At 72.7% G+C, this 25,594-nt stretch carries 20 protein-coding genes; 12 read left to right on the top strand and 8 right to left on the bottom strand.

Going from position 1 to position 25,594, the window contains the following annotated elements; all coding sequences use genetic code 11:
* Positions 1-11 precede the first annotated feature (11 nt).
* From ACN267_RS10935 to ACN267_RS10925, 3 genes are all read left to right on the top strand, one after another.
* Positions 12-1,430 carry a class I SAM-dependent methyltransferase gene (locus ACN267_RS10935; protein WP_421488559.1) on the top strand — a complete coding sequence of 473 codons (1,419 nt, stop codon included), beginning with the start codon at positions 12-14 and terminating at the stop codon, positions 1,428-1,430.
* Positions 1,423-3,480, top strand: coding sequence for a sulfatase-like hydrolase/transferase (locus ACN267_RS10930; protein WP_421488558.1), 2,058 nt, complete (start codon positions 1,423-1,425; stop codon positions 3,478-3,480). Before ACN267_RS10935 ends, ACN267_RS10930 begins: the two co-directional genes overlap by 8 nt.
* A 214-nt stretch (positions 3,481-3,694) precedes the next feature.
* Positions 3,695-4,978 carry a citrate synthase gene (locus tag ACN267_RS10925; protein ID WP_281898154.1) on the top strand — a complete coding sequence of 428 codons (1,284 nt, stop codon included), beginning with the start codon at positions 3,695-3,697 and terminating at the stop codon, positions 4,976-4,978.
* A 70-nt stretch (positions 4,979-5,048) separates the two neighbouring features.
* Here ACN267_RS10925 and ACN267_RS10920 read toward each other — a convergent pair whose 3' ends face one another.
* Positions 5,049-6,455, bottom strand: a complete 1,407-nt coding sequence (locus ACN267_RS10920; protein ID WP_281903086.1) for a glycosyltransferase family 4 protein — start codon at positions 6,453-6,455, stop codon at positions 5,049-5,051.
* 324 nt (positions 6,456-6,779) lie between these two features.
* Between ACN267_RS10920 and glgX the strand changes: the two genes are divergently transcribed.
* Genes glgX through treZ form a run of 3 tightly spaced genes read left to right on the top strand, consistent with a single transcriptional unit; the run spans position 6,780 to position 12,974 of the window.
* Positions 6,780-8,900 (top strand): glycogen debranching protein GlgX, encoded by a 2,121-nt coding sequence (glgX, locus tag ACN267_RS10915; protein WP_204962138.1) that lies wholly within the window; start codon positions 6,780-6,782, stop codon positions 8,898-8,900.
* Between the two features lies 1 nt (position 8,901).
* A complete protein-coding gene (gene treY / locus ACN267_RS10910; protein WP_421488557.1) occupies positions 8,902-11,244 on the top strand; it encodes a malto-oligosyltrehalose synthase in 2,343 nt (780 codons plus the stop codon).
* Positions 11,241-12,974, top strand: a complete 1,734-nt coding sequence (treZ, locus tag ACN267_RS10905; protein WP_281898148.1) for a malto-oligosyltrehalose trehalohydrolase — start codon at positions 11,241-11,243, stop codon at positions 12,972-12,974. The genes treY and treZ overlap by 4 nt, the downstream gene beginning before the upstream one ends.
* A 523-nt stretch (positions 12,975-13,497) precedes the next feature.
* On the opposite strand, the gene ACN267_RS10900 is transcribed toward treZ, so the two are convergent.
* A complete protein-coding gene (locus ACN267_RS10900; protein ID WP_204924555.1) occupies positions 13,498-13,731 on the bottom strand; it encodes a winged helix-turn-helix domain-containing protein in 234 nt (77 codons plus the stop codon).
* Positions 13,732-14,052: 321 nt separating this feature from the next.
* Here ACN267_RS10900 and ACN267_RS10895 point away from each other — a divergent pair, with 321 nt between their 5' ends.
* Positions 14,053-15,237 (top strand): helix-turn-helix domain-containing protein, encoded by a 1,185-nt coding sequence (locus ACN267_RS10895; protein ID WP_421488556.1) that lies wholly within the window; start codon positions 14,053-14,055, stop codon positions 15,235-15,237.
* Between the two features lie 64 nt (positions 15,238-15,301).
* Here the strand turns inward: ACN267_RS10895 and ACN267_RS10890 are convergent, their stop codons facing one another.
* A complete protein-coding gene (locus tag ACN267_RS10890) occupies positions 15,302-16,927 on the bottom strand; it encodes a cellulose-binding domain-containing protein (RefSeq protein WP_421488555.1) in 1,626 nt (541 codons plus the stop codon).
* A gap of 367 nt (positions 16,928-17,294) precedes the next feature.
* Here ACN267_RS10890 and ACN267_RS10885 point away from each other — a divergent pair, with 367 nt between their 5' ends.
* From ACN267_RS10885 to ACN267_RS10870, 4 genes are all read left to right on the top strand, one after another.
* Positions 17,295-18,227 (top strand): hypothetical protein, encoded by a 933-nt coding sequence (locus tag ACN267_RS10885; RefSeq protein ID WP_204960305.1) that lies wholly within the window; start codon positions 17,295-17,297, stop codon positions 18,225-18,227.
* A gap of 55 nt (positions 18,228-18,282) precedes the next feature.
* Positions 18,283-19,551, top strand: coding sequence for a sensor histidine kinase (locus ACN267_RS10880; RefSeq protein WP_204960304.1), 1,269 nt, complete (start codon positions 18,283-18,285; stop codon positions 19,549-19,551).
* A complete protein-coding gene (locus ACN267_RS10875; RefSeq protein WP_421488554.1) occupies positions 19,548-20,174 on the top strand; it encodes a response regulator transcription factor in 627 nt (208 codons plus the stop codon). The genes ACN267_RS10880 and ACN267_RS10875 overlap by 4 nt, the downstream gene beginning before the upstream one ends.
* A gap of 111 nt (positions 20,175-20,285) precedes the next feature.
* Entirely contained in the window at positions 20,286-21,863 is a 1,578-nt protein-coding gene (locus ACN267_RS10870) for a pentapeptide repeat-containing protein (RefSeq protein ID WP_421488553.1), read from the top strand.
* 80 nt (positions 21,864-21,943) lie between these two features.
* Here the strand turns inward: ACN267_RS10870 and ACN267_RS10865 are convergent, their stop codons facing one another.
* Positions 21,944-22,435: an FBP domain-containing protein gene (locus ACN267_RS10865; RefSeq protein ID WP_281898140.1), complete on the bottom strand. Its 492-nt coding sequence runs from the start codon at positions 22,433-22,435 to the stop codon at positions 21,944-21,946.
* A 65-nt stretch (positions 22,436-22,500) separates the two neighbouring features.
* On the opposite strand from ACN267_RS10865, the gene ACN267_RS10860 reads away from it, so the two are divergent.
* A complete protein-coding gene (locus ACN267_RS10860) occupies positions 22,501-23,055 on the top strand; it encodes a TetR/AcrR family transcriptional regulator (RefSeq protein WP_421488552.1) in 555 nt (184 codons plus the stop codon).
* 41 nt (positions 23,056-23,096) lie between these two features.
* On the opposite strand, the gene ACN267_RS10855 is transcribed toward ACN267_RS10860, so the two are convergent.
* The 4 genes from ACN267_RS10855 to ACN267_RS10840 are packed head-to-tail and all read right to left on the bottom strand — an operon-like array spanning position 23,097 to position 25,471.
* Entirely contained in the window at positions 23,097-23,261 is a 165-nt protein-coding gene (locus ACN267_RS10855; protein WP_281898136.1) for a hypothetical protein, read from the bottom strand.
* On the bottom strand, positions 23,258-23,479 hold the full coding sequence (locus ACN267_RS10850; RefSeq protein WP_421488551.1) for a helix-turn-helix domain-containing protein: 222 nt from the start codon (positions 23,477-23,479) through the stop codon (positions 23,258-23,260). Before ACN267_RS10850 ends, ACN267_RS10855 begins: the two co-directional genes overlap by 4 nt.
* Positions 23,479-23,958 carry a DUF2975 domain-containing protein gene (locus tag ACN267_RS10845; RefSeq protein ID WP_421488550.1) on the bottom strand — a complete coding sequence of 160 codons (480 nt, stop codon included), beginning with the start codon at positions 23,956-23,958 and terminating at the stop codon, positions 23,479-23,481. The genes ACN267_RS10850 and ACN267_RS10845 overlap by 1 nt, the downstream gene beginning before the upstream one ends.
* Before the next feature lie 31 nt (positions 23,959-23,989).
* Entirely contained in the window at positions 23,990-25,471 is a 1,482-nt protein-coding gene (locus tag ACN267_RS10840; RefSeq protein WP_204960297.1) for a glutamate--cysteine ligase, read from the bottom strand.
* Positions 25,472-25,594: the final 123 nt, after the last annotated feature.

The raw sequence follows: 25,594 nt of genomic DNA, 5'->3' as shown, positions 1-25,594 counted from the left end.
TGGGCGTACCGATGACCACCGCCGACCTGCGCATCCAACCGGAACCCGGTTCCTTCCGCGACCCCGCCAACCGGGTCTTCCACCTGGGCGACCAGGTGCTGCGCGGCCTCGGCCCGCAGGGTGCCGCCGACTGGCAGGCGCTCGCCGGCAGCGAGTTCTTCGCCGCGCTACTCGCCGAGGGCAAGGTCTGCGGCACCGTCCCGGTCGACCCGGCGACGCTGCCGGACACCGGGTGGACGATGGTGCTGCGGCACGAGCGCATCCCGTTCGTCTCGCACCCCTACGAATGGTCGTTCGGCATGTTGCGGGATGCCGCCCTGCTGCACCTGGAGATCCTGCACCGGGCCCTGGAGGCGGGCTTCACCACCAAGGACGGGTCGGCCTACAACCTGCAGTGGCGCGGTGCCACACCCGTCTTCATCGACATCGGCTCGTTCGCGCCGCTGGGCGGGGGCGAGCCGTGGGCCGGCTACCGGCAGTTCTGCCAGACCCTGCTCTATCCGCTGCTGCTCCAGGCCCACCTGGGCGTGGACTTCCAGCCCTGGCTGCGGGCCCGGGTCGACGGCATCACCCCCGATCAGCTCCGACCGTTGTTCCGGGGCGTGCGCCGGCTGCTACCCGGGGTGCCGACGCACGTGCACCTGCACGCCGCGATGCAGGCCCGGCACGCCGGGGCCAGCAGCAGCGCCGTCGCCGCCCAACTGCGCGACGCCGGCTACTCCCGGGACCTGGCCCTGGCCACCGTACGACGGTTGACGCGGTTGGTCCGTCGGTTGGACCGTCGGGTGGCCGGCGGCCACTGGGTCGACTACCAGCGCACCTGCGGCTACACCACGGCGGACCGGGCCGCCAAGGAGAGCTTCGTCGAGGCGGCGGTGGCGGGCGTCGCCGCCGGGCTGGTGCTCGATCTCGGTGCCAACGACGGCCGGTACGCGCGGATCGCCGCCCGGCACGCCGCCCAGGTGGTTGCCGTCGAGCAGGACCCGGCCGTGGTGGACGCCCTCTACCGGGCGCTGCGGGCCGAGGGCGACCAGCGCATCCTGCCGCTGGTGATGGACCTCGCCGACCCGTCGCCCGGCGGCGGCTGGCGGGGGGTGGAACGGGCCGGGTTCGCCGAGCGCGCCCACGCCGACGTGGTGCTCGCCCTCGCCGTGGTGCACCACCTGGCGATCGGCCACAACGTGCCGCTGGCCGAGGTGGTCGACCAGTTGGTCGGGTACGTCCGTCCCGGTGGCCGGCTGGTGGTGGAGTTCGTCGATCCGCAGGACCCGATGGCGCGGCGGCTGCTGGCGAACAAGCCGGCCGGGATCTTCCCCGACTACCGACGCGACGAGTTCACCCGGCTGCTGAACGCCCACTGCCGGATCGAGCGTCAGTGCGAACTGCCCTCCGGCACCCGGACGCTCTACCAGGCGGTGGCGGGTGGCTGAGCCGACCCTCGCCGGTGCGCCGAACCGGCCCGCCTCCGTTGCGCCACCCGCGCCGCAGGGGTGCGCGCCGTCCGCCCGGCGGGTCGAGTTGCACCGGGCGGCGGAGGTGGTCGCCCTGGTCGGTCTGGTGGTCACCCAGCCGTTGCTCGACGTGCTCGGGCGCAGCCCCGACTTCTTCCTGTTCCACCGGGCCACCAGTCGGGACGTCCTGGTGCTGGTGGCGCTGGTCACGCTGGTGCCCGGTGCCGCCGTGGTGCTGCTCGGGGCGGCGACCCGGCCGGCCGGGGCCCGGGTCCGGGCGGGTGCCCACACGGTTATCGTCGGGCTGCTGCTGGCCGCGTTGGCGGTGCAGGTGGGCCGGCAGGTGACGCCGTTGCGGGGCGTACCGCTGGTGGTGGTGGCGGTGCTGGCCGGGGCGGCCGGGGCGGTGGCACACCGGCGCTGGTCGCTGCCCGGCCGGGTGTTGCGGGTGGCCGCCCTCGGGCCGCTGGTCTTCGTCGGGTTGTTCCTGTTCGCCTCGCCCGCCTCGGCGGTGGTGCTGCCCCGCGCGCACGAGGGTGCCGCCGGGGTGGCCGGTCCGGGCTCGCACCCGCCGGTCGTCATGATCGTCCTGGACGAGTTGCCGCTGGTGTCGCTGCTCGGCCCGGACGGACGGATCGACGCGGCCCGCTACCCGAACTTCGCCGAGCTGGCCGGTGGCTCGACCTGGTACCGCAACGCGACAGGCGTCAGCGGGTGGACGCCGTACGCGTTGCCGGCGATGCTGACCGGCCGCTACCCGTCGACCCCGTCCGCCCCGCACTACTCGCAGTACCCGGACAACCTTTTCACCGCCCTCGGCGGCCTGTACGACATCCGGGCGCAGGAGAGCATCACCCGGCTCTGCCCGCCCAGCCGCTGTGACCAGCCGGTCGCCCCCGAACAGGGGCTCGGCGTGCTGGTACGGGAGAGCGGCGCGCTGCTGGGCCGGATCGCCGCCCCGGTGGACAGCCGCATCGACCCGCAGGAGTCGTTCCGGGAGCAGACCGCGGCCGAGGTGGGCCTGGACGCCGCCGAACCGGTCCCGGCCGACCCGAAGTTCCGTTGGGACAGCCTGAACGACAACCAGCCGGCGCGGTTCACCAGTTTCCTGGCCGGGCTGCGTCCGGCCGACCGGCCGACCCTGCACTTCCTGCACCTGCTGATGCCGCACGCGCCGTGGGCGTTCCTGCCGTCCGGGGCGCGGTACGACGCACCGGACGACCTGCCCAACGACGGCGCGGGCTGGGCGGACCTGGCCCGGGCCCGGCACCTGGCCCAGCTGCGGTACACCGACCGGCTGGTCGGCGAGACGCTGCGGACGCTGCGCGCCACGGGCCTGTACGACAGGTCGCTGGTCGTGCTCACCGCCGACCACGGGGTGAGTTTCGCCCCGGACTGGCAGGGGCGGGGGATGGGCGCGATCGAGCACGCGCCCGGCGAGGTGGCCTGGGTGCCGCTGTTCGTCAAGCAGCCAGGTCAGCGCGCCGGCCGGGTCGACGACCGCAACTGGGAGCACGTGGACCTGCTGCCCACGATCGCCGACGCGGTGCACGTGCGGGTCCCGTGGCGGCTGGACGGGCGGTCGGCGGAGCAGCCCGCCCGGGAGCGGACCGAGAAGTACTTCTACGACCGGCCCGGTGAGCGGGTGGTTCTTCCCGGCGGGGTGCCGACCCGTCCCGCGCCGTCCGTCCCGCACCCGCTGGTCGGCACGACGGTGGGGGAGGAGCCGACGGACGGCACCGCCTCGGTGGCGCACCTGGGCGCGTTCGACCACGTCGATCCGGCGGCGGGGGAGCTGCCGGCCCTGGTGTGGGGGACCGTGCCCCGGCAGGTGCCCGACGGCACGCTGCTCGCGGTCGCGGTCAACGGCCGGGTCGGCGCGGTCGTCCCGGTGGTGCCCGCGGACCCGGGGGGTCGCCGGTTCGCGGCGTTCCTCCCCGACGACCATCTTTTCCGGCCCGGGGCGAACCGGCTGGATCTCTACCGGGTGGGTGCCGACGGTGCGTTGCGCCGGTTGACACTTTCCTAAGCTTTCGTCGGCTTTCGCCGCTTTCTACCGTGCCGTTCCGGGCGTCCGTTCCCGGCTGACCCGCCCGCGCCGGGCGGGTTTCCGGGCCGCCGGGTCGGGAAACGGGTGACGCATACCTCACCGCAGAACCACGGCGGGCGGTATCCCCGCGACCGCGATTACGGTAAAAGCGAAGGCAATTCAACGAAGATTCGCCGGCGAAGCGAGGAACCACATGACGGAAGTGAAGCTCGACCACCCCGGTGGGCAGCTTTCGATGCCGGTGCAGGGCGCGGTCGAGGGCCCTGCGGGCATCGGGGTCAGTAAGTTGCTCAAGGAAACCGGAATGACAACATACGACCCCGGTTTCGTGAACACTGCCTCCTGCTCTTCCGCGATCACCTACATCGACGGTGACGCGGGCATCCTGCGGTACCGCGGCTACCCGATCGATCAGCTGGCCGAGAAGTCCTCCTTCCTGGAGGTCTCGTACCTGCTCATCTACGGTGAGCTGCCCACCCAGCAGCAGCTGGGCGAGTTCAGCGAGCGGATCCGACGGCACTCGCTGCTGCACGAGGAGATGCGCCGGTTCTTCGACGGCTTCCCCCGGGACGCCCACCCGATGGCCGTGCTGTCCTCGGCGGTCAGCGCCATCTCCACCTTCTACCAGGACAGCCTGGACCCGTTCGACTCCGAGCACGTGGAGATGTCCACGGTCCGGCTGATGGCGAAGGTCCCCACCATCGCCTCGTACGCCTACAAGAAATCCATCGGTCAGCCGCTGCTGTACCCGGACAACTCGCTGGGCTACGTGGACAACTTCCTGCGGATGACCTTCGGCGTGCCCGCCGAGCCGTACGAGGTCGACCCGGTGGTGGCCCGGGTGCTGGACATGCTGCTCGTCCTGCACGCCGACCACGAGCAGAACTGCTCGACCTCCACCGTCCGGCTGGTCGGCTCCAGCAACGCCAACCTCTTCGCCTCGGTCTCGGCCGGGGTGAACGCCCTGTTCGGCCCGCTGCACGGCGGGGCGAACCAGGCGGTGTTGGAGATGCTGGAGAAGATCGAGGCCGACGGCGGCGACGTCGCGTCCTTCGTCCGCAAGGTCAAGGACAAGCAGGACGGCGTGAAGCTGATGGGCTTCGGCCACCGGGTCTACAAGAACTACGACCCGCGGGCCGCCATCGTCAAGAAGGCCGCCCAGGACGTGCTCAACCGGATGTCCAAGCCGGACCCGCTGCTGGACCTGGCCATGCAGCTGGAGGAGATCGCGCTCGCCGACGACTTCTTCGTGTCCCGCCGGCTCTACCCGAACGTGGACTTCTACACCGGCCTGATCTACAAGGCCATGGGCTTCCCCACCAAGATGTTCACGGTGCTGTTCGCACTCGGCCGGCTGCCCGGCTGGATCGCCCAGTGGCGCGAGATGATCAGCGACCCGGAGACCAAGATCGGCCGGCCCCGGCAGATCTACACCGGCGCCCCGGAGCGGGAGTTCACCGCCATCGGGCAGCGCTGACCCTCCCGGTCACGCACGAAGGCCGCCGACCCGTCGCGGGTCGGCGGCCTTTGTCGTGGATACGGCGGGCTCAGCGCAGGCCGGCGGCGACCAGCAGGTTGCCCGCCGGGACCGGCGCGGTGACCCGACCGGTGGCCATCCGCTGCTCGGCACGCCGGGCGGTGAACGCGGCGTCCCCGGCGATCGCCGAGGCGTACGCCGTCGCGGTGCGCGCGGCGATCGCCGACCAGCCGTACTGCTCGTGGACCATGGCACGGGCCCGGCGGGCCAGCACCCTGGCGCGTTCCCGGTCGGACAGCAGCGCGTGCACGGCCTCGGTGAGGTCGGCCGGGTCCTCCGGGGCGAAGGTCACCCCGGTCACCCCCGGCTCGACGATCTCGGCCAGCCCACCGGTCTCGGCGACCGCGAGCGGCGCGCCGGCCGCGGCCCCCTCCAGGGCGACCATCCCGAACGGCTCGTAGATGCTGGGCACCGCGAAGCAGTCCGAGGCGGCCATCACGGCCGGCAGGTCGGTGCCGCCGAGGAAGCCCGGCATGGCGACCGTGCCGCCGAGCCCGAGCCGGTGCACCTCGGCCTCCAGTTCGGCCTTGTACGGCCCGTCGCCGACGATCACCGCCCGCAGCCCGGGGTGCCGCTCGCGCAGCCGGGGCAGGCCGGCGAGCAGATGCTGGACGCCCTTCTCATAGACCAGCCGCCCGGCGAAGGTGACCAGCGGCCCGTCCCCGGCGAACCGGGCACGGGCCGAGGTGACCGCCGAGGCCGGTACCTTCCACCGGTGCGGCTCGACCCCGTTGGGCACCACGTCGACCCGGCCGATCGGCACGTCGAACAGCGCGTTGACCTCGTCGCGCATGTAGCCGGAGCAGACGATCACCCGGCCGGACTCGGCGGCCAGCCACTGCTCCACCCCGTGGATGGTGCGGTTCATCTCGCCCGGCAGCCAGCCCTGGTGCCGGCCGGCCTCGGTGGCGTGGATGGTGCTGACCAGCGGCACGTCCAGGTGGGCGCGCAGCGTCATGGCGGTGTGTGCGACAAGCCAGTCGTGGGCGTGGATCACGTCGTACGCGCCGGATTCGGCGGCCCGCAGCGCGGCCCGGGTCAGCGTGTGGTTGAACGCCATCGTCCAGGCCAGCAACGAGTCGGTGGCCAGCGGGAAGGTCACCGGGTCCTCGGCCGCCCGGACGATCCGCACGCCGTCGGCGTACTCCTCCAGCGGCGCGCCGTCGGTGTGCCGGGTGACCACGGTGACCTCGTGCCCGGCGGCGGCCAGCGCCACCGACAGGGCGTGCACGTGCCGGCCGAGCCCGCCCACCAGCACCGGCGGGTACTCCCAGGAGAGCATCAGGATGCGCCGGGTGCGCGGGGGCACGCCGGAGCCGCCGCCCTGCTGGGGGACCGGGGGCCGGGAGGAGGGGGTGGGCCGGCAGGTCCGGTCCACAGCGGTCGCGAGCTGTTCGCTGACCCGCAGGGTGGTCACATCAATCTCCGTCCATGCGCACGCGATCACGCCGGCAACGGTGACGGCGAGAGGGGGCGGTGGTGGGGGTGGCCGAGGGCCGAGTGGTGACGTGCCCGCGCGGGCGCGTCGCGTCTAGCAAAGGGCATCGGGCGGCCCGGCGCATCTCGAAAGGGCCTATCGTGACGGACGACACCCGACGGTGCGTGACCCCTCGGACGGGTGGATGTCGGGCGCCGTCCGAACGGGTGGATTGGCCGGACCGGGCGCGGGGCATTAGCGGCGTGCGCACCGGCGGTCTCCGACCCGGCCGGTGCGCTCATGATCATGGGCCTAAGGAGCGACATGCAGGTCTGGCCGGGTGAGCGTTACCCCCTGGGCGCCACCTATGACGGGATGGGCACCAACTTCGCGATCTTCTCGGAGGTCGCCGAGAAGATCGAGTTGTGCCTCTTCGACGAGTGGGACACCGGCGCCGAGCGCCGGGTCGAGCTGCGTGAGGTCGACGCGTACGTCTGGCACGCGTACATCCCGGGGATCGAGCCGGGCCAGCGGTACGGCTACCGGGTGCACGGCCCGTACGACCCGGCCAACGGGGTCCGGTGCAACCCGCACAAGCTGCTGCTCGACCCGTACGCCAAGGCGGTCGACGGGGAGGTCACCTGGGACCCCGCGGTCTACGACTACGAGCTGGGCGGCGACCCGGACCGGATGTCGCAGACCGACTCGGCCCCGTTCATGCCCAAGTCGGTGGTGGTGAACCCGTACTTCGACTGGGGCAACGACCGGCCGCCGCGCACCCCGTACCACCACTCGGTGATCTACGAGGCGCACGTGCGCGGGCTGACCATGCGCCACCCCGGCATCCCGGAGGAACTGCGCGGCACCTACGCGGCGATCGCCTCCCCGGTGATGATCGACTACTTCCGGCAGCTCGGGGTGACCGCCGTCGAGCTGATGCCGGTGCACGAGTTCGTGCACGACCACCGGCTGGCCGACCTGGGCATGCGCAACTACTGGGGCTACAACAGCATCGGCTTCTTCGCCCCGCACCACGGCTACTCGGCGCTGGGCCGGCTCGGCCAGCAGGTGCAGGAGTTCCGGGGCATGGTCAAGGCGCTGCACGCCGCCGGCATCGAGGTCATCCTCGACGTGGTCTACAACCACACCGCCGAGGGCAACCACCTGGGCCCGACGCTGAGCTTCAAGGGCGTCGACGCGCCCAGCTACTATCGGCTGTCCGAAGAGGACCGACGCTACTTCGTCGACTACACCGGCACCGGCAACAGCCTCAACGTGCGCAGCCCGCACTCGCTGCAACTCATCATGGATTCGCTGCGCTACTGGGTGACCGAGATGCACGTCGACGGGTTCCGCTTCGACCTCGCCGCCACCCTGGCCCGCGAGTTCTACGAGGTCGACAGGTTGTCCACCTTCTTCGAGGTGGTGCAGCAGGACCCGGTGGTCAGCCAGGTGAAGCTGATCGCCGAGCCGTGGGACGTCGGCCCCGGCGGCTACCAGGTCGGCAACTTCCCACCCCTGTGGACGGAGTGGAACGGCAAGTACCGCGACACGGTGCGCGACTTCTGGCGGGGCGAGCCGGCCACCCTGGCCGAGTTCGCCTCCCGCATCTCCGGCTCGGCCGACCTCTACCAGGACGACGGCCGCCGCCCCTTCCACAGCATCAACTTCGTCACCTGCCACGACGGGTTCACCCTCAACGACCTGGTCTCGTACAACGACAAGCACAACGAGGCCAACGGGGAGGAGAACCGCGACGGCGAGAGCCACAACCGGTCCTGGAACTGCGGCGTCGAGGGGGAGACCGACGACCCGGGTGTCACCGCCCTGCGCGCCCGGCAACGGCGCAACTTCCTGGCCACCCTGATGCTCTCCCAGGGCGTGCCGATGATCGGCCACGGCGACGAGCTGGGCCGTACCCAGCGTGGTAACAACAACGCCTACTGCCAGGACAGCGACCTGGCCTGGGTGGACTGGGAACACGCCGACGACGAACTGCTGGCCTTCGTCCGGCGGCTCACCGACTTCCGCAACCGGCACCAGGTGTTCCGCCGCCGCCGGTTCTTCACCGGCCTGCCGGTGGGTGGCCGCAACGCCGGGACGGGGCTGCCGGACCTGGCCTGGTACACCCCCGACGGCCGGGAGATGACGGGCGAGGACTGGGGCAACGACTTCGGCCGCTCGGTGGCCCTGTTCGTCAACGGCGACGGCATCCCCGAACGCGGCCAGTACGGTCAGCGGCACCGCGACTCATCGTTCGTGCTCTGCTTCAACGCCCACGACGCGCCGCTGGACTTCACCCTGCCCGGCGCGGAGTTCGGCCAGCGCTGGGAGCTGGTGATCAGCACGGCGGAACCGGAACCGGAGAAGCCGACGGTGGTCGAGGCGGGCGGCACGGTCTGCGTGCCGGACCGCTCCCTGGTGGTCCTGGAGAGGACGGTCTGACATGCCCGCACAGCCCCGACCAGACTCGACGGCGACGGTCGGGTCGACCTACCGCGTCCAGGTCCGACCCGGGTTCGATCTCGACACCACCGCCGGGCTGGCCGACTGGTTCGCCGCGCTGGGTGTCACCCACCTCTACAGCGCCCCCCTGCTCACCGCGACCCCCGGTTCCACGCACGGCTACGACGTGGTCGACCACCGCGCGGTCAACCCGGAGCTGGGCGGGGAGGCCGGCCGGCAGCGGCTGGTCCGGGCGTTGCGGGCGGCCGGGCTGGGCCTGGTCGTCGACATCGTGCCCAACCACGCCGGGGTCGCCCAGCCGGCCGCCAATCCGGCCTGGTGGGACGTGCTGCGCCGGGGTCGGGATTCGGCGTACGCCGACTGGTTCGACATCGACTGGGAGCGGGGCCGGCTGCTGTTGCCGGTGCTCGCCGACAGCCCCGACGCCGTCGACGACCTCAAGCTGGTCGACGGGGAGCTGCGCTACCACGAGCACCGGTTCCCGGTCGCCGACGGCACGGGCGCGGGCAGCCCCCGCGAGGTGCACGACCGGCAGCACTACGAGCTGGTCTCCTGCCGGCGCGGCGACACCGAGCTGACGTACCGCCGGTTCTTCGCCGTGTCCGACCTGGCCGGGCTGCGGGTGGAGGACCCGGCGGTCTTCGACGCCACCCACGCCGAGGTGCTGCGCTGGGTGTCCGCCGGTGAGGTCGACGGCATCCGGGTCGACCACCCCGACGGCCTGCGCGACCCGGCCGGCTACCTGGCCAGGTTGCGCGCCGCCGCCCCGCACGCCTGGCTGGTGGTGGAGAAGATCCTGGAGTACGGCGAGGAGCTGCCGGACTGGCCGGTGGACGGCACCACCGGCTACGACGCGCTGGCGGCGGTCTGCGGGCTGTTCGTCGACGGGCGCGCGGAGGGCGACTTCACCGCCCTCGACGCCCGGCTCACCGGTCACCACACCTCCTGGCAGGACCTCACCCACGCCACCAAGCTGGCCGCCGCCACCCGGCTGCTCGCCGCCGAGCTGAGTCGGCTCGCCGCGCTCGCCCCGGAGCTCGACCGGGACGTCACCCGGGCGGCCCTGGCGGAGCTTGCCGCCTGCTTCCCGGTCTACCGGGGCTACCCGCCGCACGGGGCCCGGCACCTGGCCGCCGCCCGCGCCGAGGCGGGCCGGCGTCGACCCGACCTCACCGCCGCCCTGGACGCGGTGACCGCGCTGCTGCGCCGTCCCGAGCACGAGCTGGCCGCCCGGTTCCCGCAGCTCACCGGCGCGGTGATGGCCAAGGGGGTGGAGGACACCGCCTACTACCGGTGGAGCCGGTTCGTGGCGCTGAACGAGGTCGGCGGCTCACCCGCCCACTTCGGGGTGCCGCCGGCGGAGTTCCACCGGTTCGCCGCCGCCCGGCAGGTCCGTTGGCCGGCCGGCATGACCACGCTGTCGACCCACGACACCAAGCGCGGTGAGGACGTCCGGGCCCGGCTGGCCGTGCTCGCCGAGCTGCCGGCCCGCTGGGCGGAGCAGGTCGGCGACTGGATGGCCCGGGCACCGCTGGCCGATCCGGCCTTCGCCCACCTGGTCTGGCAGACCGCCGTGGGGGCCTGGCCGATCGGCCGGGACCGGCTGCACGCGTACGTGGAGAAGGCCGCCCGGGAGGCGTCGGTCGCGACGAGCTGGGCCGACCCCGACCCGACCTTCGAACGCGACCTGCACGCCCTGGTCGACCGGATGTACGACGACCCGCAGTTGCACGCCGAGATCACCGCGTTCACCGACCGGATCACCCCGGCCGGCTGGTCCAACGCGCTCGGGCAGAAGCTGGTGCAGCTCGCCATGCCCGGGGTGCCCGACACCTACCAGGGCACCGAGTTGTGGGAGAACTCCCTGGTCGACCCGGACAACCGCCGCCCGGTCGACTTCGCCGTACGCCGGGAGTTGCTGGCCCGGCTCGATGCCGGCTGGCAGCCGGCGGTGACCGCCGACGGCGCGGCCAAGCTGCTGGTGGTCTCGCGCACGCTGCGGCTGCGCCGCGACCACCCGGAACTGTTCGACGGCTACCGGCCGGTGGCCGCGCACGGGCCGGCCGCCGCGCACGTGGTCGCCTTCGACCGGGGTGGGGCGGTCGCGGTGGCCACCCGGCTGCCGGTGGGGTTGGCCCGCGACGGCGGCTGGCGCGACACCCGCCTGTCGATGCCCGGCAACAGTGTTACCGACGTGTTCACCGGCCAGGTCTACAGTGGGTCTGAGCTGCTCCTTCATGATCTGCTGGGCAGCTATCCGGTGGCTCTGCTCGCGCCCACCGCCCTGCTGGCTCCCACCGACCCCGCGGAGGCTGCCGCATGACCGAGTTCACCGTCTGGGCGCCCGACGTCGCCCGGCTGCGGCTGCGCCTGCCCGGCGTCGCCGACCACGACATGCGGATCGGGCCGGACGGGTGGTGGCGGGTCGAGGTGCCCGACGCCGGCCCCGGCACCGACTACGCTTTCCTGCTCGACGACGAGGACACCCCGCTGCCCGACCCGCGCTCGGCGTGGCAGCCGGCCGGGGTGCACGGGCCGAGCCGGCGCTACGACCACGCCGCCTTCGACTGGACCGACCAGGGCTGGACGGGCCGGCAACTGCCCGGCAGCATCCTCTACGAGCTGCACATCGGCACGTTCACCCCGGAGGGCACCTTCGACGCGGCGATCGGCCGCCTCGACCACCTGGTCGACCTCGGCGTCGACCTGATCGAGCTGCTCCCGGTCAACGCGTTCAACGGCGAGCACAACTGGGGCTACGACGGGGTGTGCTGGTTCGCCCCGCACGAACCCTACGGTGGGCCGGACGGGCTGAAACGCCTGGTCGACGCCGCCCACGCCAAGGGGCTGGGGGTGATCCTCGACGTCGTCTACAACCATTTCGGGCCCTCCGGGGCCTACGCGCCGAGCTTCGCGCCGTACCTGAGCGAGCAGAGCAACCCGTGGGGTCGCACGGTCAACCTGGACGGCCCGCACTCCGACGGGGTACGCCGCTACATCATCGACTCGGTGCTCATGTGGCTGCGTGACTACCACGTCGACGGCCTGCGGCTCGACGCCGTGCACGCGATGCCCGACTCCCGGGCGGTGCATGTCCTGGAGCAGTTGGCGGTCGAGGTGGAGTCGCTCGCCACCCACCTGGGCCGGCCGCTGTCGCTGATCGCCGAGTCCGACCTCAACGACCCCCGGCTGATCACCGCCCGGGAGGCGGGTGGCTACGGCCTGCACGCGCAGTGGAACGACGACGCCCACCACGCCCTGCACACCCTGCTCACCGGGGAACGCCAGGGCTACTACGGCGACTTCGGCTCACTGGAGTGCCTGACCGACGTGCTGACCGGGGCGTTCTTCCACGCCGGCACCTGGTCCAGCTTCCGCAACCGCACCCACGGCCGCCCGGTGGACCGGCACACCGTCCCCGGGCACCGGTTCGTGGCGTACCTGCAGAACCACGACCAGGTCGGCAACCGTGCCACCGGCGACCGGATCTCCGCCGGGTTGTCGCCCGCGCTGCTGCGGGTCGGGGCGATGCTGCTGCTGACCGCGCCGTTCACCCCGATGCTGTTCATGGGGGAGGAGTGGGCGGCGAGCACCCCGTGGCAGTTCTTCACCAGCCACCCCGAGCCGGAGCTGGCGGCGGCGGTGGCCACCGGCCGGCGGCGGGAGTTCGCCGCGCACGGTTGGCCGCCCGGTGACGTGCCCGACCCGCAGGATCCGCAGACCTTCCTGCGGTCCCGGCTCGACTGGGCCGAGCTGGACAAACCCGAACACCGCGAGATGTACGAGTTCTACCGGCGGCTGATCGCGCTGCGCAAGAGCCGGGCCGACCTGTCCGACCCCCGTCTGCACCGGATGGAGGTGCGCCACGGCGACCAGTTCCTGGTGGTCCGCCGGGGCGGGTGCCTGGTGGTGGCGAACCTCGCCGGCCGGCCGCAGCGGGTCACCCTGCCCGGGGTGGCCCGTCGGGTGTTGCTCACCACCGGGGAGGGCGTCACCGTGATGCGCGACCGGGTGGAGTTGCCGGCGGAGACGGCGGCGATCGTGGCGCTCTGACCGCGACGGCGTTCCGTGGCCCGGTCCCGTGTCGGGCGCGCGTGGTGCCTCGGCCTGGTGTCCGGGCCGGCCTCGCGACGGGCCGCTGCCGCTGCGGCGGCCGGGAGCGCCGGGGCCTGTCCGGCGACCGGTCGTCACGCTGGGTGACGGGCGCGGCGGACCGTAATACGGGTGGGAGGGGTATTCCTGTCAGGCATATTTATGCCTGTGTGTCATAAGCCCGAGTGCATACATGTACTCCTCGGCCCGACCCACGCTGGGCGACGAGCACCGCAACCTAGACGGTCCGCTCAGGACCCTTCGAACAGCTTCCCGGTCACGTATGTGCCCTTGCCTTGTCGCCCCTGAAGCTCCCCGGTGATCTGGAGATGCTCGATCGCCCGGCGCACCGTGCCGATGGAGCAGTCTCACTGCTGGGCGAGTTCAGGTAGTGAGGGGAGCTTGTCGCCCTCCTTCAGTTGCCCCGAGGCGATCGACTTCCGGATGTCGTTGATGACCACCCGGAAGGTCGGGACGTAGCCGTTCACGAGCGATCGACGACGTAGGTGCCACGACCGGTAAAGGTCACCACCAGTCCTCGGTCACGCAACAGCCTGATGGCGGCCCGTACGGTCCCCCTGCTGACGCCGTACTCCTGTTGAAGGTGACTTTCGCTGGGAAGCGGCTGGCGGGGCTTGAGTCTGCCCGCGTCGATCTCCTTGGTGAGGAGGTCTGCGAGCTGAACGTAGAACGCCACCGGAGACATCTCGTCAACCATGCGCGGACCTTATGGATAGCCAGCCCGATCATGAGCGTCAAGTACGGGCAACCCGTATAGAACAGGCTGTACAGGTAGGACAGGATGGATTACCCTGGGTGAGTCTCCGTAAACCTGCGCGAGGGAGTGGTATGCCCTGGTGGAAGTGGTACCAGTGTTCGGTGGATTCGGGTGGGGAAGACGCCAGCCGGGCGGATCGCGGCGAGCAGATCGATGCGGCTGAGCGGGAGGCGGCCCGGCGTCGACTGCTCGCGCAGGCCGAGGCGGAGCGGATACCCGTGGCGGACACGACGCGTGCCGTGTCGGATCGGCGGTGGCGGCGTGGGCGGTGACGACCTTCCGGTCGGGCGACGGGTGGCGCGCTGGCGGGTGCGCCGTCGGATGAGCCAACAGGTCTTCGCCGACCGGCTCGGCAAGTCGAAGAGTTGGGTGGACAAGGTCGAACGGGGGGTCCGCACGCTGGACCGGTACTCGGTGATCCAGGAGATCGCCGAGGTGCTGCGGATCGATCCGGCGCTCCTGCTCGGCACCCAGCTGCCGTCGTCAGATCGGACCGGCGCGCTGGACGGAGTGGACGGGCTGCGCGCCGCCCTCGCCCGCTACGAACCCACTGCGGCGGCGGTGTCGTCGGCGGAACTGGAACGGCACGTCGCGCACGCCTGGTTGACCTACCAGCACGCCCACTACGCACAGGTGGTGCGGGCACTGCCGGGGTTGCTCGACGCCGCCCGCAGCCGGCACGCGACAGTGCCCGAGGGGGCGGCGGAACTGCTGGTGCGGACGTACCGGCTCACCTCGGCGGTGCTGGTGAAACTCGGTGAGGCCGACCTCGGGTGGTTGGCCGCCGACCGGGCGGTGGCCGTGGCCGGTGACGATCCGGCACTGGCGGGGACGGCGGCGGTGGCGGTGGGGCAGGCGCTGCGCGCGCTGGGCCGTGGGCGGCTGGCGCTCGCGGTGACGGTGGCGGCTGCGCGCCAGGTCGCCCCGAGGCCGGTACGCGACGCCCCGCCGGTGCGGCAGGCCCTCTGCGGAACGTTGCTGATCGAGGCCGCACTGGCCGCCGCCGAGCACGGTGACCCCCGTCGGGCCGACGAGTTGATCGACCTGGCTGCCGGTATCGCCGTCCGGGTCGGGGCCGGCGACGATCCGCACCACTGTGGTTTCGGGCCGGTCGCCGTCGAGCTGGCCCGGGTGGTGGCGGCGATCGAGGCGGGCGACGCCGACGAGGCGGTCCACCGGCATGAACAGGTGGTCCGTCGGGAGGGTTGGCGGCGCCTGCCGGCCGAGTACCGCGCCGCCTACCTGGTCGACGCCGCGCGGGCGTACCTCCAGGTCGGCGACCTGTTCGGGGCCGGTCGGGTGCTGATCGACGCGGACGGCATCGCGCCGGCCGAGGTGCGGTGCCGGCCGGTGGGCCGTACGGTGATCGCCGAGCTGGCCCGGGGGCGGCCGACGACGGCCGGCGTCGCGCGACTGGCCACGCTGGTCGGCCTCACCACCCGGTGACCGGGGCTGCCTGTGGGTGGCCCGGCCGGTCCGACCGGCCGGGCCACCCGACGGATACCGGCGGTTACAGGGTGACCTGCCGGCCGCCGAGGGTCACCACGAGCCGTCCGTCGGCGGCGAAGGACCACCCGATGGCCCCGGTGTACGACGCGCAGCGGGAGCCGTTGCTGCCGTTCCAGAACTGGTTGGAGCTGTCGCTGTTGCCGACGATCTTGTCGTTGGACCCGCTGCCGCTACGGCACGAGGTGTTGTTCCGGAACACCGAGCTGCCGCCGTCGAACGAGAAGTTGCGCTCGGTGTTGTCGATGCCGAGGTTGTTCGAGACGGTCATGGTGCCGAGGTTGCGGTTGTAGGTGAAACCGTGCTTGCCGTTGCGGAAGGCGATGTTGCGCCGGACGATGTGGTTGACCCCGATGTCCTCGCCGCCGAGCTTGTAGCCGTTGCGGTCACCGTTGCCGTTCTGGGTGCCGTTGCTGAGCGTCCCGTTGTTGTAGGCCAGCGAGTCCTCGATGGTGACCGGGCCGATCGGGCCGGTGTCGGTCTTGGTGTAGAGGTCCCACCCGTCGTCGATGTTGTTGTGCGACACCGCGTACCGGAAGATGTTGCCGGTGCCGACGGTGAGTTTCGCTGCGAAGCCGTCGGCGTCCTCACCGTCGGAGTCGGCGTTGTCGTGCGACTCGGCGCTGAGCACCAGGTTGTTGGCCGGCCACTGGTCGCGGGGGGTGCTGGAGGCGATCCGGGAGAGCTGGAGGCCGCTGTCCCGGTTGAACCGGGTCACCGTCCGCTCGATGATGTTGTTGCTGCCGCCGACGAAGATCCCGTTGTCGCCGGCCCGCTCCACGATCAGGCCCTGGACGTGCCAGTACGACCCGTTCAGCGCCAGCCCCCGGTTGGCCGGGTCCTCGCTCATCGCCGAGAAGTTCAGCACCGGCTTCTCGCCCGGGTAGGCGAACAGCTTCTTGCGGGCGCTGGCGGTGCCGTTGTTGCCCGGCTCGATGGTGACGGTCTGCGCGAGCTGGTAGGTCCCGGCCCGCACGTAGATCGTCCCGCCGGCGGGTATCCGGGTGATGGCGGAGGCGAGGGTGGTCGGGTTCGCCTGGGTGCCGGCCGCGCCGGCGCTGCCGTTGGTCGCCACGTACAGGGTGCTGCCGCCGGGCGGCGGGGTCGTGGGTGGCGGCGTGGTCGGCGGGGGCGTGGTGGGCGGCGGGGTGGTCGGGGGTGGGGTGGTCGGGGGTGGGGTGGTGAGCGGTGCCGTGGTCGGGGGCGCGGTGGGGCCGCCGCAGGCCACCCCGTTGACCGCGAAGCCCGTCGGCGTCGGGTTGCTGCCGGTCCAGGTGCCGTTGAAGCCGAACGTGACCGTGCCGTTGGTGCCGAGGGCGCCGTTGTAGTCGGCGTTCGCCGCGCTGACGGTGCTGCCGCTCTGGCTGAAGGTGGCGTTCCAGCCCTGGTCGACGCGCTGCCCGGCGGTGAACGACCAGGTGGCCGCCCAGGAGCTGATCGGGTCGCCGAGGTTGGTGAGGGTGATGCTCGCGGTGAAACCGCCTGACCACTGGCTGGCCACCGTGTAGTCGACCCGGCAGCCGGCGGCGGCCTGGGCCGCGTTCGCGGTGACCACCGCGCCGGCGGTGGTGAGCGCCGTCGCGGCGACTGCGGAGATCCACCACGCCGTACGGCGCTGGCGAAGGATCATGGTTCTCTCCTGTGGATGTGGTGAGGGAGCCCGCACGGGGGGACCGGCGACTCCGGTGCCCGGCGGGGTCGGTGCGGGCGGGCCCGCCCTACCGGCCCGTCACGGGAGGGAGCCCTCGCGCCGGACCAGCCCGGATCGTCGGACGCGAGATGTTGCCGGCGGGACGACCGGGGCCGGTCCCGACGCGCTGACCAGTCAATTCGAGTAGGTAAGCGCTTTCCGTCCCACGGTACTGACCGTTTTCGATGCCGTCAATCGGCAGGCGGCCCACCTCCTCCCCGGGGAGGAGTCGATCTCCGACCGGGGGTCGTGACCGGGGCTCCCGGTCGGACGCGGTCGGGCCGTCGACCGACGAACGTCTACAGGCATGACTCACCTGATGTCCCGGGCGGCCCGACGGCACCGCCCGCTGGTTCTGCTCAGCGCCGCGATGGCGGTGCTCGCCGTGGTCACGGCCGTCGGTATGGTCGCCGACCCCCGGGTGCTGACCGGCGTGCCGATCTGGCTCAAGCCGTTCAAGTTCTCCGTGTCCTTCGTCGTCTACGGGATCACCCTCGCCTGGATGCTGGCCCAACTGCCCCGCCGCAGCCGGGTCGGGGAGTGGGCCGCCAGCGTGGTGGTGGCCACCGCCCTGATCGAGATGGCGGTGATCGTCGGGCAGGTGCTGCGCGGCACGACCAGCCACTACAACGCGACCAGCCCGCTCAACGCGGCGCTCTGGCGGGTGATGGGCGCGGCCGTCATGGTGCTGTTCGTCGCGCACGTCGTCGTCGCGGTCACCCTGCTGGTGCGGCGGGCCGGGGACCGGGTCACCCGGTGGGCGATGGGGTTCGGGCTCGGCGTGTCCGCGCTGGGCATGCTGGTGGCGGTGCCGATGACCCAGCCGGGCCAGGCGTCGGCCGACGCCGGCATCACCGGTGCGCACAGCGTCGGGGTGCCCGACGGCGGACCGGGGCTGCCCGTCCTCGGCTGGAGCACCACCGGCGGCGACCTGCGGATCGGGCACTTCGTCGGGCTGCACGCCATGCAGGCGCTGCCGATCCTGGCCTTCCTGCTGCGCCGATACCTGGGCCGCCGGCTCGACGAGACCGACCGGGTCCGGTTGCTGGCCGTCGCGGGCACCGGGTACGGCGTACTCACGCTGCTGTTGACCTGGCAGGCGCTGCGCGGGCAGCCGCTGCTGCGGCCGGACCTGACCACGGTCGCCGCGCTGGCCGCCCTGGTGGCCGCGACCGCGCTCGCCACGACGGCGGTGGTGGTGTCCCGGCGGCGTCGTCCGGACCTGGCGCTGGCCGCGTGACCGCCACCCACCAGGCGGGTCCGGCGCCGGTCCTGCGGTCCGTAGGCTGATCGGCGTGGGCTGGCTGGGACGGCTGTTCGACACGCGGGACACGCTGGTGCGAATGGTCCTGCTCGACTTCAGCGGCCTGTGCTACCTGCTCTTCGGCACCAAGACCGGGCAGCCACCCACGGGCCGGCAGTGGGCGCTCGCGGCGGCCGCCTTCGCCGTCGCGCTGCTGGCCCACCGCCGGCCACTGCTCAACCTGACGGCGCAGACCGCGCTGCTGGTGGCCGCGATCGTGGTCCTCGACGACACCACGATCAACCAGGTCGGGGCGAGCTGGGCGTTGCTCGAGGTGGCCATGCGGTCCCGGCGACCCCGCACCGGATGGTGGGCGGCGGTGGCGTTGACCGTGGTCGCCGCGTTCGACCCGTCCGGGCACACCGGCCGGGGAGTCACCGGCACGGTGTTCGGGTTGCTGGTCGACGTCGGCCTGCCGCTGCTGATCGGCACCGTGGTGCGGACCAACCGGGAACTCGGCCGGCAGGCCGACGAACGGGACCGGGCCGAGCAGTTGCACCGCGAGTCGGAGCAGCGGGCGGCCCGCGCCGACGAACGCAGCGCCATCGCCAGGGAGTTGCACGACGTGGTGGCCCACCACGTGGCCTCGATGGTGCTGCGCGTCGGTGTCGCCCGGCACGTCCTCACCGATCTCGACCCCCGGGTGGGTGCCGTCTTCGACGACGTGCACGCCACCGGGACGGCGGCGCTGGCGGACCTGCGCGGGCTGGTCGCGGTGCTGCGCGATCCCGACGTGGCGCACGGCGACGCGACGTTGACCGCGATCGAGCCGTCGGCGCTGCCGGCCGCGCTCGGGGCGGCGGTCGACCGGGCCCGGCAGGCCGGGGTTACGGTGGAGGCGGACGTCGCCCCGGCGGTGGGCGCCCTCGACGCGGTACGCGGGCTGGCGGTGCTGCGGTTGACCCAGGAGGCGCTGACCAACGTGGTGAAGCACGCCGGAACGTCCGCGCGGGCGCGGCTGACCGTGTCGGTGGTCGACGACGCCGTCCACTGGGAAGTGGCCGACGACGGGCGGGGCTGGGCGCCGGCGGCGGTGCCACCCGGCGGTGGGCACGGCCTCACCGGCATGCGGGAACGGGTCGAGGTGCTCGGTGGGCGGCTGGACGCCGGCCCCGCCGGCACCGGATGGCGGGTCCGCACGGTGCTGCCCGCCGTGGCGTCGACCGAGGCCGGCCCGTCCCCGGCCGCCGGCCCACCTCCCGGCGGTACGGCGACCCCGCCGCCCGGGTCGGCCGGTCCCTACCCGGCGCGGCGGTCGTGATCCGGGTGCTGCTGGTCGACGACCAGCACCTCATCCGCGCGGGCCTGCGCATGCTCTGTGACGCGCAGCCGGACATCGAGGTGGTCGGGGAGGCCGACAACGGACGCGACGCGGTCACCCTGGCCGCCCGGCTCGTCCCCGACGTGGTGGTGATGGACCTGCGGATGCCCGGCGTCGACGGGATCACCGCGACCGGCCGTATCCTCGCCGACCGGCCGGCGACCCGGGTGCTGGTGCTGACCACGTTCGGCGACGACGACCACCTCTATCCCGCGCTCACCGCCGGGGCCTGCGGGTTCCTGCTCAAGGACGCCCCGCCCGGCGAGCTGGTCGACGGGGTGCGCCGGGCCGCCGCCGGGGGCAGCCCGTTCAGCGAGGAGGTGCTGCAACGGCTGGTCCGCCGGGCGGTGCACGCCCGCGCCGAGCCGTCCCGCCCGGCGGCCGGGCTGACCGCCCGCGAACAGGACGTGCTCGCCCTGGTGGCCGAGGGGCTGTCGAACACCGAGATCGCCGACCGGCTGCACATCGGTGTGACCACGGTTAAGACCCACATCACCAGCCTGATGACCAAGACGGACAGCCCGAACCGGGTACGCCTGGCCCTGTTCGCCCGGGGCGGCTGACGCGTACGCCGCGCCGCCCGCCCGGGGCCGGTGTCGGTGTCGGTGTCGGTCGGTCCGGCTATCCTGCGCGACGCCGGGGCGTCCCGGCGGGGGCTCGGGTGGGGAGGTCGGGTGACGGTCGGACAGGCGGAACCGGCGTTTCAGGAAGCCGTCCGCGCGGTGACGCAGGAGACGGGCGCGGGCCGGCTCGCCGCCCTGCGTAGCCTCGGTGACCTGGTGGCCGGGCATCCCGGGCTGCGGTCCCGGGCGGTCGCGGCGCTCGCCGACGGGCTGCGGGCGTCGACGGACGCCGACGGGTGGGACACCGACGCCCGGCGGGAGGCGGGCCGGGTGCTGGCCGTGCTGCTGCGCCCGGCGGCGCAGACCCCGGCCGGGTCGGTGGACCCGGGCGTCAACCCGGAACCACCGTCCGCCGTCGACCTCGACCTGCGGGCGGCCACCCTGGTGGATCTCGACCTCGCCGGCGCGGTGCTGGGTGCGGCCCGGTTCGCCGACGCCCGGTTCCTCGGGGCCACCTCGTTCGCCGACGCCCGGTTCACCGGTGTCGCCGACTTCGCCCGCACCCTCTGGCACGGCCCGGCCCGGTTCACCCGGGCCCGGTTCCTCGACCATGCCGCATTCGGTCGGGCCCGCTTCCGCGCCGACGCCGATTTCACCGACACCCGGTTCGCCGCGTTCGCCTGGTTCGGCCGGGGCGAGGACGAGTGGTGGGAGGACGACCCGGCCTGGGAGACCGTCGAGGAGACCTCCCCGGCCCCCTGGGACGAGCCGAACGAGGCCGACCCGCACTGGCCCGTCGCCGTGCTGATGGGTGACTACCAGGAGTGGAGCGAGGGTGGCGACGGTGCCCGCTTCGTCGGACCGGTGTCGTTCCGGCAGGCCCGCTTCGCTGGTCCGACCTGGTTCTTCAAGGCGCGGTTCGCCGCCGCCGCGACGTTCCGGCAGGCGCGGTTCGCCGGTCCGGTCCACCTCGACCAGCCCACCGTGGACCTCACCGCCGCGACCTGGGCCGGCGCGGCCGACGACGGCCCGGTGTGCTGGCCGCTGGGCTGGACGCCGGCGCTGGCACCGGCCGGGCCGGACGGGGCGCAGCTGGTGCCCGACGACTCCGTCCGGCCGTACGCTGGCCAGCTCGCCGACACCGACCCGGACGTGCGCCGGGCCGGGCTGGCGGCCCTCGCCGACCTCGGCGACGCCCGGCCGGAACTGCGGCAGCGGGTGGTGGACGCGGTCTGCGGCCACCTGCGGATGCCGCTGTCGTTCGACCTGGCCGGGCCCCGCACCGACGGGCAGGCCGCCGAGCTGGAGCTGCGGCGCACCGCGCAGCGGATCCTCGCGGCGCGGCTGCGTCCGTCGACGGACGCCCCGGGCGGGCCGCACTGGCCGGGGATGGACCTCATGCTCTGCGGGGCCACCCTGGTCGACCTCGACCTCGGCGGTTGCCACGTCGGCCACGCCGATTTCACCGGCGTCCAGTTCCACGGCGACACCCGGTTCGCGGCGAGCGTCTTCACCGCGGCGACCTTCACGCTCGGCGGTGGCGTCGGGCGGGCGTCGTTCCACGGCCCGGTCAGCTTCGTCGGGGCGCGGCTCGACCGTCGGCGCAGTGTGCGCGAGGTCCTCGGCGAGGTGGCGGGTCGGGCCGGGATGGTGCTGGTGCTCGACGAGGCGGTGTCATCCCCGGGGTGAGCGTCGCCGCGTGGCCCGGTGCGCACCGGACCGCTGTCGCGCGGTCCCGTCGCCGGCCACGCCGCCCCGGTCGGTCGGGGTCAGCCGGTCACCCGGGCGACGAACGCGGCGACGTTCGTCGTCAGCCGCTGGACCTTCTCGGCCGTGGTGAGCGACTCCTGCATCCGGGTGCCGGGGCCGGGGTCCTTACGTCCGCGGACGTAGAGCGGGCAGGCGAGGTCGGTGCAGAGGTAGGTGCCCACCGAGTTGCCCTGCTGCCCGGCTTTGCCGGCCCTCGGCGCGACCATCAGGCTGACGCCACCGGCGGGTGAGGTCAGGCAGATCGCGCACAGGCCACGCGGTGGCTGCCTGGTGGTCGGGGTGGGGCAGCGCAGCACCAGGGCGGTCCGCCGGCCGGCCACCTCGGTGACCAGGTAGGCGCGGTCGGGGGCGCGGGGGTCGCGCCAGCCGAGATAGTCCAGGTCGGGCCAGGGGCGCCCGGCCAGGTCGCGGGGGACGTACAGCCGCTTGCTCTCGCCCTTGGTGCAGTTGACGAACGCGGAACGGATCTCCTGCTCGGTCAGTGGCTCCATGACGGTCACGGTAATTTGCCTAAAAACTTTAGGCAAACGCATAATGAGTTATGGCACGTGCGGGCTTGACCACGGAACGTCTCACCCGGGCCGGCGCGGAGCTGGCCGACGAGGTCGGGTTCGACCGGGTGACCCTCTCCGCGCTCGCCCGGCGCTTCGACGTGCAGGTCGCGAGCCTCTATGCGCACGTGCGCAACTCCGAGGACCTGCGCACCCGGATCGCCCTGCTGGCCCTCGACGAGCTGGCCGTCCGGGCCGCTGACGCCCTCGCCGGCCGGGCCGGCCGGGACGCGCTGGCCGCCCTCGGCGGCGTCTACCGCGACTATGCCCGCGCCCACCCGGGCCGGTGGGCCGCCGCCCAGCTCAGGCTCGACCCGGCCACCGCCGCCGCCAGCGCCGGCAGGCGGCACGCCGAGCTGACCCGGGCCATCCTGCGCGGCTACGACCTGCCCGAACCCGACCAGACCCATGCGGTACGGCTGCTCGGCAGCGTCTTCAACGGCTACGTCAACCTCGAACTGGGCGGCAGCTTCGACCACAGCGTCCCCGACACCGGGCAGAGCTGGACCCGGGTCCTCGACGCCCTCGACGCCCTGCTGCGGAACTGGCCGACGCCCTGACCGCCGTCGCCGGCACGCCCGCCCGGGTCGGCTCGGTGGCGTCAGCGTGGGCGGCGGGCGAGCCGGACGCCGATGGCGACCGCGCCGATGACCAGCAGTCCGCCCAGGAACTGGAGCCCGGGGGAGTCGTCGGACTCGCCGAGCACGACGCCGGCCACCCCGGCGGCCAGGAGCGCGGCGGCGGCGGGGGCGAGCAGGTACCTCACGACGTCGGCTCCCCGTCGTCGACGTATTCGAGCAGGTCGCCCGGCTGGCAGTCGAGCACCCGGCAGATCGCCTCCAGGGTGCTGAACCGCACCGCCTTGGCCCGGCCGTTCTTCAGTACGGCCACGTTCGCCGGGGTCAGCCCGACCCGCTCGGCGAACTCGCCGACGCTCATCTTGCGTTTGGCCAGCTCGACGTCGATGCGTACGACGATGGGCATCAGATCACCGCTTCCATGTCGGAGCGCAGCGTGGTGGCCTGGCGCAGCAGCGCCCGCATCACCACCATCAGCAGTCCGAGCACGGTCGCCCCGACGGACAGCAGGAACAGCAGCATCGGCAGGCCGGGGTCGTCGGCGTGGAACCCGACGTAGAGGAACACGCCCACCAGTGTCAGCCACCCGGCGGCGACCGCCCAGACGATGGCGTCCACCCAGGCCAACGCGGGTTCGCTGAAGATCCGGTCGTTGCGGACCAGGGTGAGCAGCCGCCAGGTGGCGACGATCACCACCTGGACGCAGAGCACCCAGAACACCGTCACGGCGGTGGCCGGCCAGCGCAGGTACGCCTGCTCGGGCGACTCCCGGGCCAGGTGGGCGAACTGGCCGGGCAGCGACATGGTCTGGAACAGCACCAACACCGCGAACAGGACCACGAGAAAGACTCTGAGGGCGGTGACCGCCCAGCGCGCCGTCGTCATGTATCGACTATCGCTCGCAACCTATCGAAAGTCAATCGGTTACCGGCCACTCGTGGACCGGCAGGTTGCTGTGCATCAGCTCGACGTACTGGCGGACCACCTCACGCAACGCCTCCGGCCGGTCGAGATGGTCGGCCGACTCCAGCCGGTGCAACGTCGCCACCTGCCAGCTCGCGCCGTTACGTCCGGTCAGGCAGCGCTGCTCGATGATGCCCAGCAGCCGGTCACGTTCGGCCGGGTCCACCCCCCACCGGTCCAACCCCTGGTGTGCCAACGGCAGCAGTCGACGCAGCACCAGCTCGGTCGCCGGCAGGTAACCCAACCCCGGCCAGTACACCTGCGCGTCGATGCCGTGCCGGGCCCCACTGGTGAAGTTCTCCTCCGCCGCGCTGAACGACATCTGCGACCACAGTGGCCGGTCCGACTCGGCCAGCGCCCGGACCAGCCCGAAATAGAACGCGCCGTTGGCGATCGTGTCCACCACCGTCGGCCCGGCCGGCAGCACCCGGTTCTCCACCCGCAGGTGCGGACGGCCCTTCCACACGTCGTACACCGGGCGGTTCCAGCGGTAGATGGTGCCGTTGTGCAACCGCAACTCGGCAAGCCTCGGCACCCCACCGGCGGCCAGCGTCTGCGCCGGGTCCTCCGGGTCGCAGACCGGCAGCAGCGCCGGGAAGTAGCGCACGTTCTCCTCGAACAGGTCGAAGACGCTGTTGATCCAGCGCTCACCGAACCACACCCGTGGGCGTACCCCCTGGGCCTTGATCTCCTCGGAACGGGTGTCGGTGGCCTGCTGGAACAGCGGCACCCGGGTCTCGCGCCACAGCTCCCGGCCGAAGAACAACGGCGAGTTCGCGCCCAGTGCCACCTGGACCCCGGCGATCGCCTGGGCGGCGTTCCAGTAGCCGGCGAAGTCGGCCGGGCTGACCTGGAGGTGGAACTGGGTGCTGGTGCAGGCGGCCTCCGGGGTGATCGTGTCGGCCGTGGTCGCCAGCCGCTCCACCCCGCTGATCGCGATCCGCAGGTCCTCGCCCCGGGCGGCGAAGATCTGCTCGTTGAGCAGCGCGTAGCGCGGGTTCGACGACAGCGCTCCGGCGGTCAGGTGCCCCGGCTCCAGGGTGGGCAGGATGCCGATCATCACCATGTGGGCGTCGACCGTGCGGGCCTTCTCCTCCGCGGCGTTCAGACTGGCGCGGACGTGGGACTCGAACTCGGCCGTGCCGGTGCCGACGAGCCGCCGGGGCGCGACATTGATCTCCACGTTGAACTGGCCCAGCTCGGTCTGGAAACTGGGATCGGCGACGGCGGCGAGCACGTCGGCGTTGCGCATCGTGGGCCGGGAGTCGTCGTCGACCAGGTTCAGCTCGATCTCCAGACCGGTCATCGGCCGCTCCACGTCGAACCGGGACTCCCGCAGCATCTCGGCGAAGACGTCCAGACACCGGCGGACCTTCTCCCGGTAGCGGGCCCGGTCCTCCCGGCTGAACGTGCGCGCTCCGACTTCCTCGCCCATGGCCACCGCCCTGTCACCGTTGGTCCCGACAAACCTCGCACGTCCCCGGCGAACCGGGAAGAACCGAAGGACCCTTACCTACCCACCGGCGACCCGGGTGATCCCCGTCGCCCGCCGCCCGTC

Origin of the sequence: Micromonospora sp. WMMD734, assembly GCF_049178975.1 — a bacterium.
Lineage (GTDB): Bacteria > Actinomycetota > Actinomycetes > Mycobacteriales > Micromonosporaceae > Micromonospora > Micromonospora wenchangensis.
The sequence above is the reverse complement of the archived record's forward strand: the minus strand, read 5'-3'. Positions and strand labels throughout refer to the sequence as shown.